A 15,785-nucleotide genomic window follows, 5' to 3' on the forward strand; every position below is an offset into this window, starting at 1 on the left:
TGGCGAATCACTTACAACGAAGAGCGACCACACGAATCGCTTGGAAACGTAACGCCAGCAGAATTTAAAGAATTAGTAACAACAGAAATTTCTAGTAACGAACTGTGCGCTTGACGGGAAGTCTACGGTTAAACGTGACTTCACAGTGCTGCTCCAGGGTCTCCCCCACCATTTTGGTGGACAGCTTCGCTTTTAGATCTTTCAATCGCTCGATGGCTTCATCACGATCTTTGATCTGCGTCTCGTACTTCTCTTTGAGGTTCTGCTCAGAGATCTGTTTCTGCATTTCAGCTTGATCGAGGGAGTACTTCAGCTGATCTCTCTCTTGTTGAACAGTTGAGACAGCTTGAGTGATTGCAAGTTGCTGTTCAGTACTTTTAGCTTCAAGTTGAGCTTTGAGCTCGGCAATGGTCCGCTCTTGTGCTGCAGCGGTCTCTTGGTGTTGGCGAATGAGCTCTGCAGAGGCGAGTTGTTGGGCGGTCTCGGCCTCTTTCTTAACTTGTTCTAGAGCGTTGGCTAGTGTGTCACGCTCTTTCTCAACGGCTTTGAGGGCTTCTGAGACGGCCAATTGTTTAGCAGTTTCATTCTGCTCTAGCTGTGACAGAAGCTTTTGTATTTGAGCGTCTTTCTCAGCCGTGGCTTGTTGTACCTGAGCGGTAGCACGCTCACTGGCTAAGGCGAGTTCATTTTGTTTTTCTTTCTCTGCCAGAGCGAGGCGTTCATGAAGAGCGGCATCGAACTCACTGTCATGGACTTGTTTCAGGATATCAGCGTAGCCCGCTTCATCGATTTTGAAAGCCGTATCGCAATGTGGGCAGATGATTTCGTTCATAAAAACTCCAAGGTTTCTGAGTAAACAGTCCCAGTGGGTAAACGCTACAATCAGCACAAGTACAAATATTGAGACACTTTATTTTGTCATTTCAACGACTCAATAACTACCAGTATCCCAATTAAATCCTCATTAGATTGATGGTTGAACTTACATTTTAAAATCGTTTAACCTCATATAGCTGAATCCTAAAAATAAAAGAGAGGCAATATGTTCGAGAACGATAACAAGATTTTACTAACCGAAGATGAAATGCCCACGCAATGGTATAACATTCTTCCCGACCTCCCAGAACCAATGGCTCCACCGCTTCATCCAGGCACGATGCAACCAGCAACGGCTGAGGACTTTGCACCATTATTTCCGATGGCGTTAATAGAGCAAGAGATGAGCCAAGAGCGCTTCATTGACATTCCTGGTGAGGTTCTAGACGTTTACAAACTATGGCGCCCTTCGCCTCTCTTCCGTGCTCGTCGTCTAGAGAAACTGCTAGATACACCGGCTAAGATTTATTATAAATATGAAGGTGTTAGCCCAGCAGGCTCTCATAAACCTAATACAGCCGTACCTCAGGCTTATTACAACTACAAAGAGGGCATCAAAAAACTCACTACTGAGACGGGTGCAGGGCAATGGGGTACCTCTTTAGCGTTTGCCTGCTCGCAATTTGGTATGGAGTGTGAGATCTGGCAAGTGGCTGCCTCTTACCGTTCAAAGCCTTACCGTAAAACAATGATGGAGATATATGGTGGAATACTTCATCCAAGCCCATCAGATCGAACGGAATACGGCCGAAGCTTATTGGCTGAGGATCCAAACCACCCTGGCTCTCTAGGTATAGCGATCTCTGAAGCGGTGGGTGAAGCTGCGGCTAACCCAGAAGCACGCTATGCACTTGGCTCCGTTCTTAATCACGTGTTGATGCACCAAACTATTATTGGCGAAGAGGCACTGTTACAGCTGGCTAAAGTGGGTGAGACACCAGACGTATTAGTAGGCTGTACCGGTGGCGGCTCTAACTTTGGTGGCTTAGCATTCCCGTTTTTGAGAGAGAAAATGGCCGGTAAGATGAATCCGACCATACGCTGTGTTGAGCCCTCTGCATGCCCTACCCTGACACGTGGCGAGTTCCGTTATGACTTTGGCGATACAGCCGGCATGACACCGTTAATGAAGATGCACACGCTTGGACATGATTTCATTCCAGATACCATTCACGCGGGTGGTCTTCGTTATCACGGTATGGCGCCTTTGGTCTCTCACCTCTATGAGTTGGGTATGGTCGAAGCGATTAATATTCCTCAAACGGAATGTTTTGAAGGAGCGCTGAAATTCGCTCGCACTGAAGGCATTGTTCCTGCGCCAGAGCCTACTCATGCGATTGCCGCTGCTATTCGTGAGGCACTGGCGTGTAAAGAATCAGGTGAAGAGAAGGTCATTCTGACTGCACTGTGTGGCCATGGTCACTTAGATTTAGCCGCTTATGAGAACTTCTTGGCGGGTCAAATGGTTGATGCGGATCTAGAACAATCCGTTATCGATAAATCGATGGAAACCGTACCAAACCTTTAATAGCCGTTTGGTAATCCTACTCCAAAAGCCGCACTAAATATTGGTGCGGTTTTTTTGAGTAAATGCTTGGCTTATCTGGAATGGAATGCTTCGGAGACATCAGGCAAGGATCCAATGGGGTCATTAACTCTTTACCTGTAAACTTCATTATAGCAAACAAGCATTCACTGCAGCTTGTGCATGAATCTCTGTCGTGTCGAAAAGATCGACCTCTGTATCTTCTTGTTTTACTAGCAAGCCAATTTCTGTGCAGCCCAGGATAACTGCCTCCGCACCTTCTGCTGCAAGTCGATCAATGACAAGTAAATATCCATCCTTCGCCTCAGCAGTGACTGTGCCTAGACAAAGTTCCTCGTAGATAACTCGGTGAATAAAGGAGCGGTCATTAGCATCGGGCACAATGACATCGAGCCCGTATTTATCTGTGAGACGCCCTTTATAAAAGTCCTGCTCCATTGTGAATGCAGTTCCGAGCAAACCGACCTTTTGGATACCTCTGGATACCAGTGTTTCCGCTGTTGCATCTGCGATATGGATGAGCGGAATATTGATGCCGCTTTCAATTTGTGGCGCCACTTTGTGCATTGTGTTGGTGCAGATAAGTAAGAAATCAGCGCCTGCTGCTTCAACTCTCTGAGCAGCCTCTGTCAGAATTTCAGCTGTACCGTCCCAGTTACCCTCGTGCTGGAGTTTCTCAATCTGATCGAAGTCGACGCTATAAAGTGCAATTTGAGCGGAGTGAAGACCACCGAGTCTTTTCTTAACGCCTTCATTGATGGCTTTGTAGTAGCTAAGCGTACTTTCCCAGCTCATGCCGCCCAGTAGACCGATAGTGTTCATGTAAACCTCTCTGACATCTCTATCTCTTCAAGTAGTCATCCAATGCTGATAAGTGTGCACGGTATACGTCAGGTTTCTGGTTTTTAAAATTTTGTAGATTTAGTAACTTCCACTTGATGGCGGGGAATTCCTGAAAATTGTAATGAGACCAGTCCGGCTCGAGTCGGTTAACACCCAGTAAGAACTCTCGATCAACATCATTCAGTAGTGATTTGACTCTGGCAATGAGCAGAGCTCGTGTCTCTTCGAAATCTGTATAAGAGAAAGTGACGTCACTCATGCCTCTGAATTGATTTTCATAAGCCGCACGTTGATCGCTCAAGCGAGGATTCAACATTTCATGAGTCGGGCGATTAGAGCAGAGCAGTCCGTAGATGATGCCTAATTTCACATTATCACCGATTCCCTCTTCATCACTGAGAAGGCGGACATCAAACAGATCCCTCGGGTGTTGGCGGTCTAATGCTGCACATATCTTTCCACCATAGAGTTGAGATAGAGGTACAACGGGTATAGCGCAAAACACATCGAACTCTTCTTGCGCCCTGTCACACAGCGGCATCCGGTTAGCTTCGTGGAGCAGTCCTCGTCCAATTGTGTTGACCTCAAGTTTGATCTTTACACCCTGATCATCGACTAAGAGCTTACAAACATCACTATGATGCTGAACCTTGATCGAACTACGCAAACCTTCGATTCGAGTTTTGATTCGCTCTAACCCCGCGTTAATGCCTTGCAGGGCGGTATTTCGATCGTCAAATCCAATATAAGTGAGATCGATATCTACGGACAACCGCGGCATATCCCGAATAAAAAGGTTGATAGCCGTGCCACCATGAAGCGCAAAGCTGGACTCTCTGGCAACCTCCGGGAGCACGTCTAACAGCAGCTTTACCTGGCGTTTGTAACCGTTATTCATTGGGCACGCTCCAGCTCTGGTGGAACTGTTATTTGGTATTTGGGGACATAGACGCCCTCGTTCACTAAGGCGCGCTTGCCCTTCCCAAGGTCGATCTTTTCGACGTTCAGATGGTTGAACCACTCGTGACCTGCTTTGTCAGCTAAGTATAAAAACAAGCGCTTCACTTTTACTGAGGTACAACTCTCCAATAATTCTTGAACACGGCTTGGACGCAGATTATTGAGCCCTTCCATTAGTTCATAAACTTCGAGCAGTGACTGTTCAGCGGGAGCCAAATACAGACATTCAAGGATGGCTCTCACAGCGGAAGATATTTTTACAGAGAAACCTTCATACGTATGTTCGATTAACCCTATGCTGGGCGGAAGAAAGTCAGAACGGGTGTATTGAGGTCGAACACCCCAGTCGTATTTCTGAAACCATGAGGGGAGTGTTTCTCCCACTCTGCCAAATAGACGCACCTCATCCAGGGCAAGTTCCAGATAGTGCGCCTTGCCCTGTAGGGTAAGCGCTGTTCGTCCGCCGGGATGAACGGATAAGTTTAGCTGCGTTTGTAGTGCGTAGATTGCGCCGAGATAGCTTACACAGTCATTGTGACGAACCAAGGCACCACGTCCGATCGAATCAAACCATCGGCTTTTCCGATACTGTTTCTGCAGATCAAGACTGTAGCCTTGTGTCGTCAGCCAGGCAGATGCGATCACAACCCCATCGGGTTGTGATGTCAGAAGGCGGTTTAATTTACTTCGATTATCGGTATTCATGATGCCAATATATTAAACAATGTAAACTAAAGCAAGAAGAAGGTTTAATATTATTTGATTATAGGTATTTAAAATACCTATATATTTGAAAATATAAACTCAAGTTCGGGTGCTAGGTGATACAAAAACGAACTAGACCATCTAGGTCATGGGTCTTTCTCAGTGCCACAGCTTTACCCATCTCAGCAGGTATAAGCTGCGACTCGATTAAACCAAAATACTCCATAAAACGATCGAAACTGCGCACGGTGTAGCAGCTTTCGAAACGAGCGTTCGCCTCTCGGTGATCACTGTCATCGATCTCCATCAAACCCATTGGGAAGGCCTCTAGAAACAGCTGCGTGTAGAACGATTCTGGTTTAGGATAATCACCGTACGACTGCACGAGAAAGAGTGTGTAGGCGAACCCTTGCTGGATAATAGGGACATCAGGGTAACCGTCAAAATAGCCCCAGTTGAAGCGCGAAGCTGCCAGTTTGAAAAGTTCAAGATAACAATGCCCCGCAGAGTGACCGATAAAGTCTCTGCCTTTTTTCGTCCAGTTAAACCGCCCTTTCGTTTTCTTTAAGTAGCCACCAATGCCCAACAGAAGTCGAACCAAAAGCAAGGGCATCAAATCTTCTTCGTTCCGAAACTTCTCGTAGCGATAGCGGCCACGCTCAGGTGTTTGCTCAAGCAGTTTGGCGGCTACTGGACGACAGATAGCCATTGGTAAATTTCCCTTTGTCGTGGCTTTCACACCATCCGTGGGGATGCCTTCAATCAGTTCGGTTAGCGCGATCATGACTGGAGAGTTCATCGGCGGCGAGATGGGCTCGTTGAATACGATCGTACTGTCAGACGTAAACGGCTCGTACAACAAGTAACCCATGGCTGGCGGAGAAGCCGCAGAACTCCTGCAAGGGCACGTTGTTCTTGCCTTTCATGAATTCATCCGCTGACCGCTGCAGGTCATCTATCGAATTGTGAGATCGCGCGTTTAAATACGCTTCGAGGTCCTCATAGTCTGCTGCGTAATCCTTGATCGCACAGCAGTGGTGTTCAAACTTACCGCTACTGCAAGGGCACAAAACCCCGTTCACATTCTTCATAGCTACTTTGACCGCTCTTTATGCATATCAACTAAATCTAACCGACAGCCAGCTTTGCGGCTTGATGCCACATAAAGTTCGGCATCGGCTCTTTCAACCGCCAAGTAATATTCATTGGCTGCGAACCCGTATGTGACACGTATTCAACTTCCCCATAATTAACAAATCCCATAGTGCGCCCTATCGCGTCTTTCGAGTTCTCACGCACAAAAAGGAACAGCCGCTTGCCGATCTCCCGGTGACGGATGTAATCGAGGCCACGCCCTCGATCGGGTCTTGCTGAGTTTTGTGACTGCCAATGGAATAACTCTTCATTTATGGCGTAATCATGGTACATCGTTGTGGGCGAAAACTGCTTTTCGTTCTTGTCGAGCGTGACGAACAAGAGCTCGATGTTCTCAGTTTGAATCACAAAGACGCCCTCTCGTGCGGGAGGCTGGCGCTCAAAGGTTGTTGCTCCAAAGGCGACTAAGATCTGCTCACGGGCATAACGCGCATGCAATCTCAACGGAACTATACTGAGTCCAGCTATCATGGGTTGCTGATGCTTTATTCTTGAAATCTGCCAATTCAGTACGTCGATTAATTCATTTCTTAGGGGATCAATATTCAATGCCCCTAAACTTTCTGAGAGTGTGCTGAATCCACTCTCTGGTCCTGTTTTTTGCCAGAAATCATAGTGGGCCATAAGCCCATGCCGGCCTGGGTCGTCTGGGGGTGTAAAACCGTTTTGACACAGCTGTTGCAAGTATTTTAAGTAGGCATGATCGTCGCACGTCAGAATACGATTGTGTATGGCTTTACGGAGCATACTCAGTTGGCTTGATTCCACATTTTCCGGAAAAGATTTGTCTTGTGCTTGCTGCACAAGATCAGTCCAGCAGCCGCGTTTGTATAGGTCAGCAAGGTCAATATGAGGGTTATGGATCAGGAAATTGCCAAGCGTTAACGGTAGAGAAGAATGCTGTGGGAATTGCCGAATCATTCCTAAAAGACGCTGTGTTGTGAGTGTGGCCTGACGAATATTGGTCAGAACCATTTCCTGAGTTCGTTTGCTTAGCTCTATACGGCAACCGAGTGGAGCATGTGGGAAGCCCTGTTTAATTTCGTCTGAAATCGCACTGCTACTTTTACCTACTAGGGCGCGGAACTTGTTTGCAAAATCATATTCAGGTCGAGAATTACCTACGAAGTCGAGCACAGTACAACAGTCCTTTCCATCCGAGAGTCGCAAACCTCGGCCCAGCTGTTGTAGGAAAATGGTCAAACTTTCGGTAGGTCGCAAAAATAGAAGCGTATCAATTTCGGGAATGTCGATACCCTCGTTAAATATATCAACTACGCAAAGAACGTTGATCGATCCCGATCGAATTGCCTGCTGCTTCTGTTGACGTTCATGGCTGTTATCACTGGTTAAGACATCAGCTTTGATGCCCTTTAGCAAAAACTGTTTCGCCATATAGTCAGCGTGATCTTTGCTAACACAGAATGCCAGCGCTCTCATGTTCCTGAGGTCAGTAATAATTTCCTGCAGACTCAGTAAAATTCTCGCGAATCGCGCATGATTATGGGTGTACAGGTTCGTTAGCTGCGCGATGTCGTAGCGTCCTCGACTCCAAGGAATCGTTCGAAGATCGGTATCATCATCGATGCCAAAGTATTGAAATGGACACAAGTGCCGGCGGTTAATGGCTTCTGGCAATCGAATTTCAGCGGCTATGACACCACAAAAATCTCCGAGGATATCACCACCATCGTGACGCTCGGGTGTGGCAGTAAGACCTAGTAAAATTGAAGGGGCGAAGTGTTCAAGTAGTGTTCGGTAACTCCCAGCTGAGATGTGATGTACCTCATCGACCACGATATAGTCATAGTAGTCAGAAGTGAGCTGTAAATTAGAAATTTGGTTGTTGAGGGTTTGGATCGACACGAACAACTGGCGATAGTGTTCCGGGGTGTGACCGCCGACCCATAACTCCCCGAAATTTCCGTTGCGCAGAACACCCCGATAGGCCCACCGCGCCTGCTTCAGTATTTCTTCTCTATGGGCAACAAACAAAAACTTGGCGTCTGGCTTTGATTTCAAGAATCTGTCGAAGTCAAAAGCTGAGATTAGAGTTTTGCCTGTCCCGGTTGCGGCAACTACCAGATTGCGATAGCGGTTGTGAATCTCGCGTTCAACCGTCAGTTGTTCCAATATGTCTCGCTGATGCGGAAACGGTGTTATATCGAAAAAATGATTCGGACTTGATTCTTCAGTACCACGTTCCCGACGCAGTGCTGTTTTAAGCTTTTGCACACTTTCAAGATCGCCGGTGAATATCTCGAATTCGTTAGAGGCCCAGTAGGTTTCAAACATACTCATCGATTTATGGATGATATGGGGTATTTCTTGAGAGGTGATTTTTAGGTTCCATTCAAGGCCATTGGTCAGCGCTGAGCGCGACAGGTTTGAAGACCCTATGTATCCAGTGTGAAAGCCAGTATTGCGTAGAAATAGATAGCTTTTTGCATGTAGGCGTTCTCGATCAGTGTTGTAGCTTAATTTGATCTTGGTATTTGGCAACCCAGCTAGATACTCAATTGCTTTAGCGTCTGTCGCGCCCATGTACGAAGTAGTTATGATGTTGAGCTCCCGACCGCTAGCAGTGAACGCCTCCAGCTCCTTACGGAAAATACGAATCCCAGCCCACTTGATGAACGAAACGAGCCAATAAATTTTATCGGCTGAAAGAATCTCTCTTTTCAATTCAGATTCTAGCGACAGCCCTGCATTACTGCCGCTGAACAGCTCACTTTGTGTAAGTCCAGTCACTGGGAATATGTCGTCAACATAGCTTCTCAAGTCCGCGGCAACAGGATTATCGAGTTCGTAAAGAGCAGTCAGGATCTTCCCTTGGCTTGCCAATAAATTATCATCTAAGAAACCATCATCCTGAATCTGCTTTTTTAGCCAAAGCAATAACTCATTTGATAGATTAATCTGCTGCTGGAGACGATCGTCACCCGAGGGCACCGCTTCAATCGCATATTCTAGTATCTGGCCCAGAAACCGCGACAACCACAGAGATGCTTCGTCTCCATTTAGAGTGCGTTCACCTACGTAGTAATGATCTCTATCTAGACGACTGGAGACCAATTGAGTAATTAACTGTTCATAAATACCAACTTGCTGCATTGTGTCATTCATAGGTGAGTCCAAATTTTGATAAGCTGACTTGATCTTATAATATCGATTAGAGATTTTTTTAGTACACAGTACCTATTGGCCACCTAATTAAAAGCCACGCTTCAATCAGCATCCACTCCAGATTCAAATCAAATAAGCCTCAAAAGCTCTTTATTACAATGGCACAAACCAATATACTGTATAAATATACACATTAGAGCTTATGTATGATTAAAGTAAAACCACATAGCTACATCGAGTCCCTTAGGTCTTACGCGGAACAGTGGACGCCTGAACAGCTTCGCGAAGCGATCAGAGACGAGAAAGTCATTATGGCTAAGGAAAGTTTGACTGATGTTGCAAGAGAACATAGCCAAACAATCCTTGAACTCTACGAGGAGGTCCTTGCAAAAAAGAGTATTGGCCGAGACTTTATGTAAGGTTGTGGTGGTGATTGTTACTCACTCGCCTCTTTAAAAAAGCGCTCAATATCGTCTCTTAGAACCCTGCCTATGGGTCGACCCTTTCTAGAGACAAGCAACTCATCTTGGCCACTCGATTGCATCAACTCCATCGCTTGTAACAGGGTCGCTTTGGATTCAATCACTACTTGTTCATCTGTAGCAAAATCGGCATTACTTTCACTCAGCTGAATCATTAACTCTTTAACGCTGTGGCTGGTCATGACGCGTCTGTAGATTTGAGTATTTCGACTTAAGCCTTGAAGCAACAGCAGTCGTTCAAAGATCGAGGGGCGATTGAACAGCGATCGCATGATCAGGTCTGAGAGTACGATTACCGTGAGGGCTAGCGTTAGGGTGTGGACATTGCCGCTGAGTTCAAATACGGCCAGTAGAGCTGCCAGTGGTGCATGTATGACCGCTGATAACATCGCAGCCATTGCGATCAGCGATAGGCTGGCCTGATCAATCTCAAAATCGGTGCCGATTAATTGATAACCAAGGATAGAACCGATCAACGCGCCTAAGGTAAGCGAGGGCCCTATCATTCCTCCAGGTATGCCTAGGCCGATTACCAGAGGCGGTATAAATAGGTAGAAGAGGAGTAATAGAAAAAGGGCTTGTTCCGCATAGGCTTGATCAAGGGTACCCAGCATCACTGCGTGTACTGGGGTGAACAGGATCGGTTCATATGCAACCAACGCACCGACTAACAGACCCGAAAAGATCAATTTCGCTGGCCAATATTGCCCACGCTGTTTTGCTAATCGCGTGACGATCTCGTGGAACAGAAACGCCGCGACACCGATGAGTACTGCCAACAGTACTAGAACCGGCAGGTGAGCAAACAGGTCACTGCTTTTCAGGCTGTGGCCCAACAGCTCCGGGGAACCAAATAGGGCTCTGGAGATGGCATCAGCACTGATGGAGGCGACAATAATGGCGGTAAAACCGACCAAGCTGTATTCAAGAAGAATAACCTCCATCGCAAACAGAACACCGGCTAACGGGGTATTAAAGAGCGCAGCAATGGCGGCTGCAGAACCACAGCCTATCAGCAGCCTTTGATAACTGTTGGAGACCCCGACTTTGGTGCCCAACCAACTACTGAACGCCGCACCAATATGAACCCCAGGCCCTTCACGACCTACTGGTTGTCCGGTGCCTATAGCCAAGGTCGCACCCACGATCTGATTCAATAAGTTTTTAAAGGGTAAGGCGCCATGTTGGTAAGAGAGGTGCTCAAAAAGATGCGGTATGCCCACTCGGCGACTGTCTTTAGATTGACCACTCCAAAAGAGCCATAAGAGCACAGAACCCGTTACAGGCAGAGCAAAAAGAACCCAAGGATCAGATGTCGACAACCCAAGCCCGCTAACCAGTTCAGTCGGTAGCGTAATGAGCCAACGAAACAGCCCCATCACCAATGCGGTGACGACGCCGACGGCGATACCTAATAGCACAAGCTGGGGTAATTTATTAAACGACGCTCTACTTGAGTTGGGTGTCGTATCTGACGGCTTTGAAGACATGTCGCTAGGCCAATAGTCATGAATGAATAGATAAAATTTTATCACATTCATTGTACAGAGACTCTGGCCCTGAATGCCTTAGTCACTTATCCTTATCAGAGTTAATTCTGGGAGCTTTCATGCAAAACGAACTGGATACCCGCCGTAAAGAGGCCGAAAAAGTCACACTCATTGGTTCAGCCGTCGATCTCTTTTTAGGGGTGACGAAAATTGTGGTTGGTTTTTTTGCCAACTCGGCTGCCCTGATTGCTGACGGTGTTCATTCGCTCTCAGATCTTGCCACCGATTTTATGGTGATTGCGGTTCTACGCATTTCCCATCAAGAGCCCGACGAAGATCACCCTTGGGGTCATGGTCGTTTTGAGACTGTGGGTACCACGGCGTTGGGTGTTGTCTTGATTCTGGTCGGTCTTGGTATGGCCTACGAGTTAATCAGCAATCTATTCTCAGGTGTCCCTGCCGAGGTGCCTACCTGGCCGGCTCTGGTTGTTGCTGCCATCTCGATCATCTCTAAGGAGTGGATCTTCCGCTACAGCCTTGCGGTGGGCAAGCGCCTTAAGTCGGATCTATTGATTGCGAACGCCTGGCACTCTCGTACCGATGCACTGTCATCGATTGTGGTGTTTGTTGCACTCATTGGGGCCATGCTCGGCTGGGTTTGGCTTGATGCAGTGGCGGCAGTATTGGTAGCGGGCCTAGTCACTAAGATCGGTTGGGGACTGGTTAAACGCAGTCTTACTGAGTTGGTTGATACCGCCCTACCCGAAGAGCAAGCCGCCGAGTTTCGTGCCGTTGTGAATGAGGTTGAGGGCATCATTAATGTTCACGACTTCAAATCGCGTCCTATGGGAAGCCAGATCATTCTAGAGATGCACCTTCAGGTTGCTCCGCATTTAAGCGCCAGCGAAGGCCACTATTTAGGGGACCAAGCGGTCTGCGCGTTGACCGAGGCGTTTCCGGAGATCAGCCAAGTGATCTTCCACATCGATACCTACAATGATGAGCATTTAGATGAGTTGAGCTGCCCGATCATGCCGACTCGTGGCACCATTCGAGAAGCGGTTGATGCTGCATTGAACGATGCCGTTGGCAGCAGCAGTGGTTATCAGCTGCAGCTCTACTATTCGCCGAAGAAGGTTGATTTAGAGATTCGTCTACTACCGGCTATGCAGCCGTTACTGGATGAGAAATCACTGACGCCCAGTCAGTTGAAGCAGGCGCTTAAAGAGACGTTAAGCAAACACAGTTGGCTTCACCATCTAGAAGTGTTGGTGGTTGCACAATAAGAAGTAACACACTGGTATCGGCCATTAAACACACCGATACCAGTGGCTTTAATGGTTAACGGGTTTTCTGCCTCATTGTTACAAACTCTTCAGCAGCCGTTGGGTGAATGCCGATCGTTCGATCGAAATCACGTTTAGTCGCGCCAGCGATCACTGCAACAGCAAGACCTTGCAAGATTTCTCCAGCATCCGCACCGACCATATGAATGCCCACGATTTTATCAGTGGCAGACTCCACGATCAGTTTCATCAGTGTGCGCTCTTCACTACCCGAGATGGTGTGGCGCATCGCTCTGAAATCAGAAACGTAAACATCCACGCTGTCAAAGCGTTCACGCGCCTGCTCTTCCGTTAGTCCCAAAGTACCAATATTGGGCTGGCAGAAGACCGCCGTTGGGATTAACTCATAGTTAGGCAGTTCGCCCTCACCGCTGCCATAGAGGTGATCAACCAACGACATCGCCTCAGCGAGCGCGACAGGCGTTAACTGAACACGATCGATCACATCACCTAAGGCGTAAATTGATGGCACTGAGCTTTGGAAACGATCGTTAACCTCAATGGCACCTTTGTTATTCATCGCTACGCCTGCTGATTCGAGCCCAAGGTTGGCCGTTTTAGGCACACGACCTGTGGCGTACAGAATCTGATCAACAACACGGACTTCACCGTTAGACAGGGTCACATCGAGTGCACCGTCAGAGCGTTTCTCAATGCTGGCGACATCGGTATTAAAGCTTAATTTAATGCCTTTGCGAGCCACTTCAGTTGCCGTGAACTCGCGCACCTCTTGGTCAAAGCCACGCAAGAATAGATCGCCTCGGTAGACCAGTTCCGTTTGTGCTTGCAGACCGGCAAAAATACCGGCGAACTCAATGGCAATGTAACCACCACCGACCACCATGACGCGCTGTGGGAAGCTGTCTAGATCAAAGACTTCGTTTGATGTGATGGCGTGCTCTTTACCGGGAATATCGGGCACAAATGGCCAACCACCGACTGCCACTAAAATACGCTCAGCCGTTATTGTCTCACCATTCACGCTGACTGAATTAGGGCCTGTCACCGTCGCACGTCCATTGATACGGGTACAACCCGAGTTATCCAACAATTTACCGTAGATACCATTGAGGCGAGCGATCTCGTGCTTTTTGTTGTCACGCAGTGTCGCCCAATCAAAGCTGACGGAGTCTGCATTGACACCAAAGCCGCGACTCTCTTCGATCTCTTGCATGTACTCCGATGCATAGACGTAGAGTTTTTTAGGCACACAACCGACGTTGACACAGGTACCGCCCAAATGGAGATCCTCTGCCACGGCCACTTTAACCCCTTTCGCCGCCGCCATACGCGCCGCACGCACACCACCAGACCCTGCACCAATAACAAAAAGATCGTAATCGTAACCGCTCATGCTCTACCTATCTGAGATCATTAATATTCAATCACTTAAGCTTACCCTGTGTGAGAGGCTGCATCCAATTAAGAAGCGCAAATGATGTGATTGAGTGGGGCTATTAGCGATGAGACTGGTCTTTTAACCCTCCCCCATTTTCGGTAGCATCCAAGCCACTAAACTTTGGAGGTTGTTATGTTTGTTGTCTCGTTTAATACCAATGGCATTCGTGCGCGTTTTCATCAGTTGCAGGCTTTGGTGGATAGCCACTCGCCCGATGTCATCGGTATTCAAGAGACCAAGGTGCATGATGATCAGTTCCCGATTGAAGAGATGGAGAAGCTGGGTTACCACGCCTATTTCCATGGTCAAAAGACCCACTACGGGGTTTGCCTTCTCTCCAAAGAGCCGGCTTTATCGATTCAAAAAGGGTTTGTCACCGATGATGAGGATGCTCAACGTCGTATGATCATCGGGGATTTCAAAACAGCCAAGGGCGAGACACTGCGTGTTATTAACGGCTATTTCCCACAGGGTGAAAACATAGCTCACGAGACAAAATACCCTGCTAAACGCAAATTCTACGCGGATCTCAGTGATTACCTGCAAAATGATAATGACCCCAACAGCAATCTACTTGTGATGGGGGATTTGAACATCTCTGCGACCGATAAGGATATCGGCATTGGTGAACCCAACCGTGTGCGCTGGCTGAAAACCGGTAAAACCAGCTTCCAACCCGAGGAGCGTGAGTGGTTACAGCGCCTGTATGACTGGGGATTGGTTGACTCATTCCGTGAACAGCATCCAGAGACCAACGATCTGTTTAGTTGGTTCGATTACCGCAGTCGCGGGTTTGAGGATACCCCTAAACGGGGTCTGCGTATTGATGCGATCATGCCGACCAAACCTCTAATGCAAAAGTGCGTGGAGACCGGCATCGATGTGGATATTCGTGGTATGGAAAAACCTTCTGACCACGCACCAGTCTGGGCTAAGTTCGATCTTTAATCTCTGTTATTGATCGTGAATAACCAAAATATCGGACTCTATCCGATTTAAAAGGCGTGCGGTGGAGCTGCCCATTAAGAAGCGCTCCACCCACCCTTTTTCGGGTGCGCCCAGAATCAACAGATCGATCTTCTCTTGCTGACAGAACTCAGGCAATTTTTCATTCGCATCCCCGACAATCAATTTAAGCAGTGGCGAGCCCAATGGACGGTTTAGAGGCTCAATCAACGATTCAATTCTTTGACGATGCTCCTCACCTACCTGTTTCTGAAGCGATTCAAAATCTTCTACTAAATGCTCATCGTAGATGACACTCTGCGGAAGCGTTTGAAAACAGTGAACGACATGAAGCTCAGCTGACAACCGTTGTGCAAACTGATCAGCTACCTCAAGCAGGTGCTTTTCCAACCTGTGATTGCGACTATCCAGGTGGAAAGGATCAATGGCTACGGCGATCCTTGGGTGAGCCTGCAAGGGTTGATCATTGGCTAGCAGAACCGGTTCATGGAGACGACGGACCAACTCTTGTTCATCACCGCCGATTAGCCAATCCAACAGATCATGTTTTCTGACACGGGGTACCACCATCAAGTCAGGCTGGTAACGATCCGACTCTTCCAGTGCCGCTTTAAGAAAGCTAGGGTGCCATCGCATATCAGCCGCTACATCCTGTGGAAGGTCTAACTCTTCGATGTGCCGCTCAGCTTGGTTGAGCCTGTGCGTCACATAGAGTGCCAACGCATCCTCTTGTGATGGTTGATCTTCCGCCGTCGCCGTTTCAAACGCAGCGTTATAGACCGACTGAAACCACTCAATATGAGACGACTCTGCACAGAGTGCCGACGCTTTTAACAGTGGCTGCGGGGAGTAGTGTGACTCTTCACTGGTGACCAGGACTCGTTGGAACAT

Annotated in this window: 14 protein-coding genes; 5 read left to right on the plus strand and 9 right to left on the minus strand. The window is 47.8% G+C overall.

Annotated features, from left to right (window positions below; all coding sequences use genetic code 11):
- Window positions 1–114 (plus strand): integrase core domain-containing protein (locus XMG48_RS12200; RefSeq protein ID WP_173481483.1); only part of this gene is annotated, 114 nt, incomplete at its 5' end.
- On the opposite strand, the gene XMG48_RS07705 is transcribed toward XMG48_RS12200, so the two are convergent.
- Window positions 92–832: a DUF2130 domain-containing protein gene (locus tag XMG48_RS07705; protein WP_173481484.1), complete on the minus strand. Its 741-nt coding sequence runs from the start codon at window positions 830–832 to the stop codon at window positions 92–94. The genes XMG48_RS12200 and XMG48_RS07705 overlap by 23 nt on opposite strands.
- A 210-nt stretch (window positions 833–1,042) precedes the next feature.
- On the opposite strand from XMG48_RS07705, the gene XMG48_RS07710 reads away from it, so the two are divergent.
- A complete protein-coding gene (locus XMG48_RS07710; RefSeq protein WP_173481485.1) occupies window positions 1,043–2,404 on the plus strand; it encodes a TrpB-like pyridoxal phosphate-dependent enzyme in 1,362 nt (453 codons plus the stop codon).
- Between the two features lie 147 nt (window positions 2,405–2,551).
- Here the strand turns inward: XMG48_RS07710 and XMG48_RS07715 are convergent, their stop codons facing one another.
- The 5 genes from XMG48_RS07715 to XMG48_RS07735 all read right to left on the minus strand — a co-directional run bounded on the left by XMG48_RS07715 (window position 2,552) and on the right by XMG48_RS07735 (window position 9,211).
- Window positions 2,552–3,244: an aspartate/glutamate racemase family protein gene (locus tag XMG48_RS07715; protein ID WP_173481486.1), complete on the minus strand. Its 693-nt coding sequence runs from the start codon at window positions 3,242–3,244 to the stop codon at window positions 2,552–2,554.
- Window positions 3,245–3,263: 19 nt separating this feature from the next.
- Entirely contained in the window at window positions 3,264–4,163 is a 900-nt protein-coding gene (locus tag XMG48_RS07720; protein WP_173481487.1) for a nucleotidyl transferase AbiEii/AbiGii toxin family protein, read from the minus strand.
- Window positions 4,160–4,930, minus strand: a complete 771-nt coding sequence (locus XMG48_RS07725) for a type IV toxin-antitoxin system AbiEi family antitoxin (protein WP_173481488.1) — start codon at window positions 4,928–4,930, stop codon at window positions 4,160–4,162. Before XMG48_RS07725 ends, XMG48_RS07720 begins: the two co-directional genes overlap by 4 nt.
- A gap of 112 nt (window positions 4,931–5,042) precedes the next feature.
- Entirely contained in the window at window positions 5,043–5,801 is a 759-nt protein-coding gene (locus tag XMG48_RS07730; RefSeq protein WP_173481489.1) for a hypothetical protein, read from the minus strand.
- Between the two features lie 257 nt (window positions 5,802–6,058).
- Window positions 6,059–9,211, minus strand: coding sequence for a DUF3427 domain-containing protein (locus XMG48_RS07735; protein WP_217363835.1), 3,153 nt, complete (start codon window positions 9,209–9,211; stop codon window positions 6,059–6,061).
- Between the two features lie 206 nt (window positions 9,212–9,417).
- On the opposite strand from XMG48_RS07735, the gene XMG48_RS07740 reads away from it, so the two are divergent.
- Window positions 9,418–9,630, plus strand: a complete 213-nt coding sequence (locus tag XMG48_RS07740; protein ID WP_173481490.1) for a hypothetical protein — start codon at window positions 9,418–9,420, stop codon at window positions 9,628–9,630.
- Between the two features lie 17 nt (window positions 9,631–9,647).
- Here XMG48_RS07740 and XMG48_RS07745 read toward each other — a convergent pair whose 3' ends face one another.
- Entirely contained in the window at window positions 9,648–11,183 is a 1,536-nt protein-coding gene (locus tag XMG48_RS07745; RefSeq protein ID WP_173481491.1) for a chloride channel protein, read from the minus strand.
- Between the two features lie 119 nt (window positions 11,184–11,302).
- Between XMG48_RS07745 and XMG48_RS07750 the strand changes: the two genes are divergently transcribed.
- Window positions 11,303–12,469, plus strand: coding sequence for a cation diffusion facilitator family transporter (locus XMG48_RS07750; RefSeq protein ID WP_173481492.1), 1,167 nt, complete (start codon window positions 11,303–11,305; stop codon window positions 12,467–12,469).
- Window positions 12,470–12,524: 55 nt separating this feature from the next.
- On the opposite strand, the gene gorA is transcribed toward XMG48_RS07750, so the two are convergent.
- The gene (gorA, locus tag XMG48_RS07755) at window positions 12,525–13,883 is read right to left on the minus strand and encodes a glutathione-disulfide reductase (RefSeq protein WP_173481493.1); all 1,359 of its coding nucleotides are present in this window, start codon (window positions 13,881–13,883) and stop codon (window positions 12,525–12,527) included.
- A gap of 177 nt (window positions 13,884–14,060) precedes the next feature.
- Here gorA and xthA point away from each other — a divergent pair, with 177 nt between their 5' ends.
- The gene (xthA, locus tag XMG48_RS07760; RefSeq protein WP_173481494.1) at window positions 14,061–14,876 is read left to right on the plus strand and encodes an exodeoxyribonuclease III; all 816 of its coding nucleotides are present in this window, start codon (window positions 14,061–14,063) and stop codon (window positions 14,874–14,876) included.
- Between the two features lie 6 nt (window positions 14,877–14,882).
- Here xthA and XMG48_RS07765 read toward each other — a convergent pair whose 3' ends face one another.
- On the minus strand, window positions 14,883–15,785 hold the full coding sequence (locus tag XMG48_RS07765) for a universal stress protein (protein ID WP_173481495.1): 903 nt from the start codon (window positions 15,783–15,785) through the stop codon (window positions 14,883–14,885).

The organism is Marinobacterium sp. xm-g-48 (assembly GCF_013282925.1).
Taxonomy (GTDB): domain Bacteria; phylum Pseudomonadota; class Gammaproteobacteria; order Pseudomonadales; family Balneatricaceae; genus Marinobacterium_E.

What these genes read in the sequence shown, in the direction of transcription:
- XMG48_RS07725 (WP_173481488.1), bottom strand. Translation starts at nt 4,930, where the DNA reads ATGAATACCGATAATCGAAGTAAATTAAACCGCCTTCTGACATCACAA.
- XMG48_RS07720 (WP_173481487.1), bottom strand. Translation starts at nt 4,163, where the DNA reads ATGAATAACGGTTACAAACGCCAGGTAAAGCTGCTGTTAGACGTGCTC.
- xthA (WP_173481494.1), top strand. Translation starts at nt 14,061, where the DNA reads ATGTTTGTTGTCTCGTTTAATACCAATGGCATTCGTGCGCGTTTTCAT.
- XMG48_RS07710 (WP_173481485.1), top strand. Translation starts at nt 1,043, where the DNA reads ATGTTCGAGAACGATAACAAGATTTTACTAACCGAAGATGAAATGCCC.
- XMG48_RS07735 (WP_217363835.1), bottom strand. Translation starts at nt 9,211, where the DNA reads ATGAATGACACAATGCAGCAAGTTGGTATTTATGAACAGTTAATTACT.
- XMG48_RS07745 (WP_173481491.1), bottom strand. Translation starts at nt 11,183, where the DNA reads ATGTCTTCAAAGCCGTCAGATACGACACCCAACTCAAGTAGAGCGTCG.
- XMG48_RS07740 (WP_173481490.1), top strand. Translation starts at nt 9,418, where the DNA reads ATGATTAAAGTAAAACCACATAGCTACATCGAGTCCCTTAGGTCTTAC.
- XMG48_RS07705 (WP_173481484.1), bottom strand. Translation starts at nt 832, where the DNA reads ATGAACGAAATCATCTGCCCACATTGCGATACGGCTTTCAAAATCGAT.
- XMG48_RS07750 (WP_173481492.1), top strand. Translation starts at nt 11,303, where the DNA reads ATGCAAAACGAACTGGATACCCGCCGTAAAGAGGCCGAAAAAGTCACA.
- XMG48_RS07765 (WP_173481495.1), bottom strand. Translation starts at nt 15,785, where the DNA reads ATGTTCCAACGAGTCCTGGTCACCAGTGAAGAGTCACACTACTCCCCG.
- XMG48_RS07715 (WP_173481486.1), bottom strand. Translation starts at nt 3,244, where the DNA reads ATGAACACTATCGGTCTACTGGGCGGCATGAGCTGGGAAAGTACGCTT.
- gorA (WP_173481493.1), bottom strand. Translation starts at nt 13,883, where the DNA reads ATGAGCGGTTACGATTACGATCTTTTTGTTATTGGTGCAGGGTCTGGT.
- XMG48_RS07730 (WP_173481489.1), bottom strand. Translation starts at nt 5,801, where the DNA reads ATGGGTTACTTGTTGTACGAGCCGTTTACGTCTGACAGTACGATCGTA.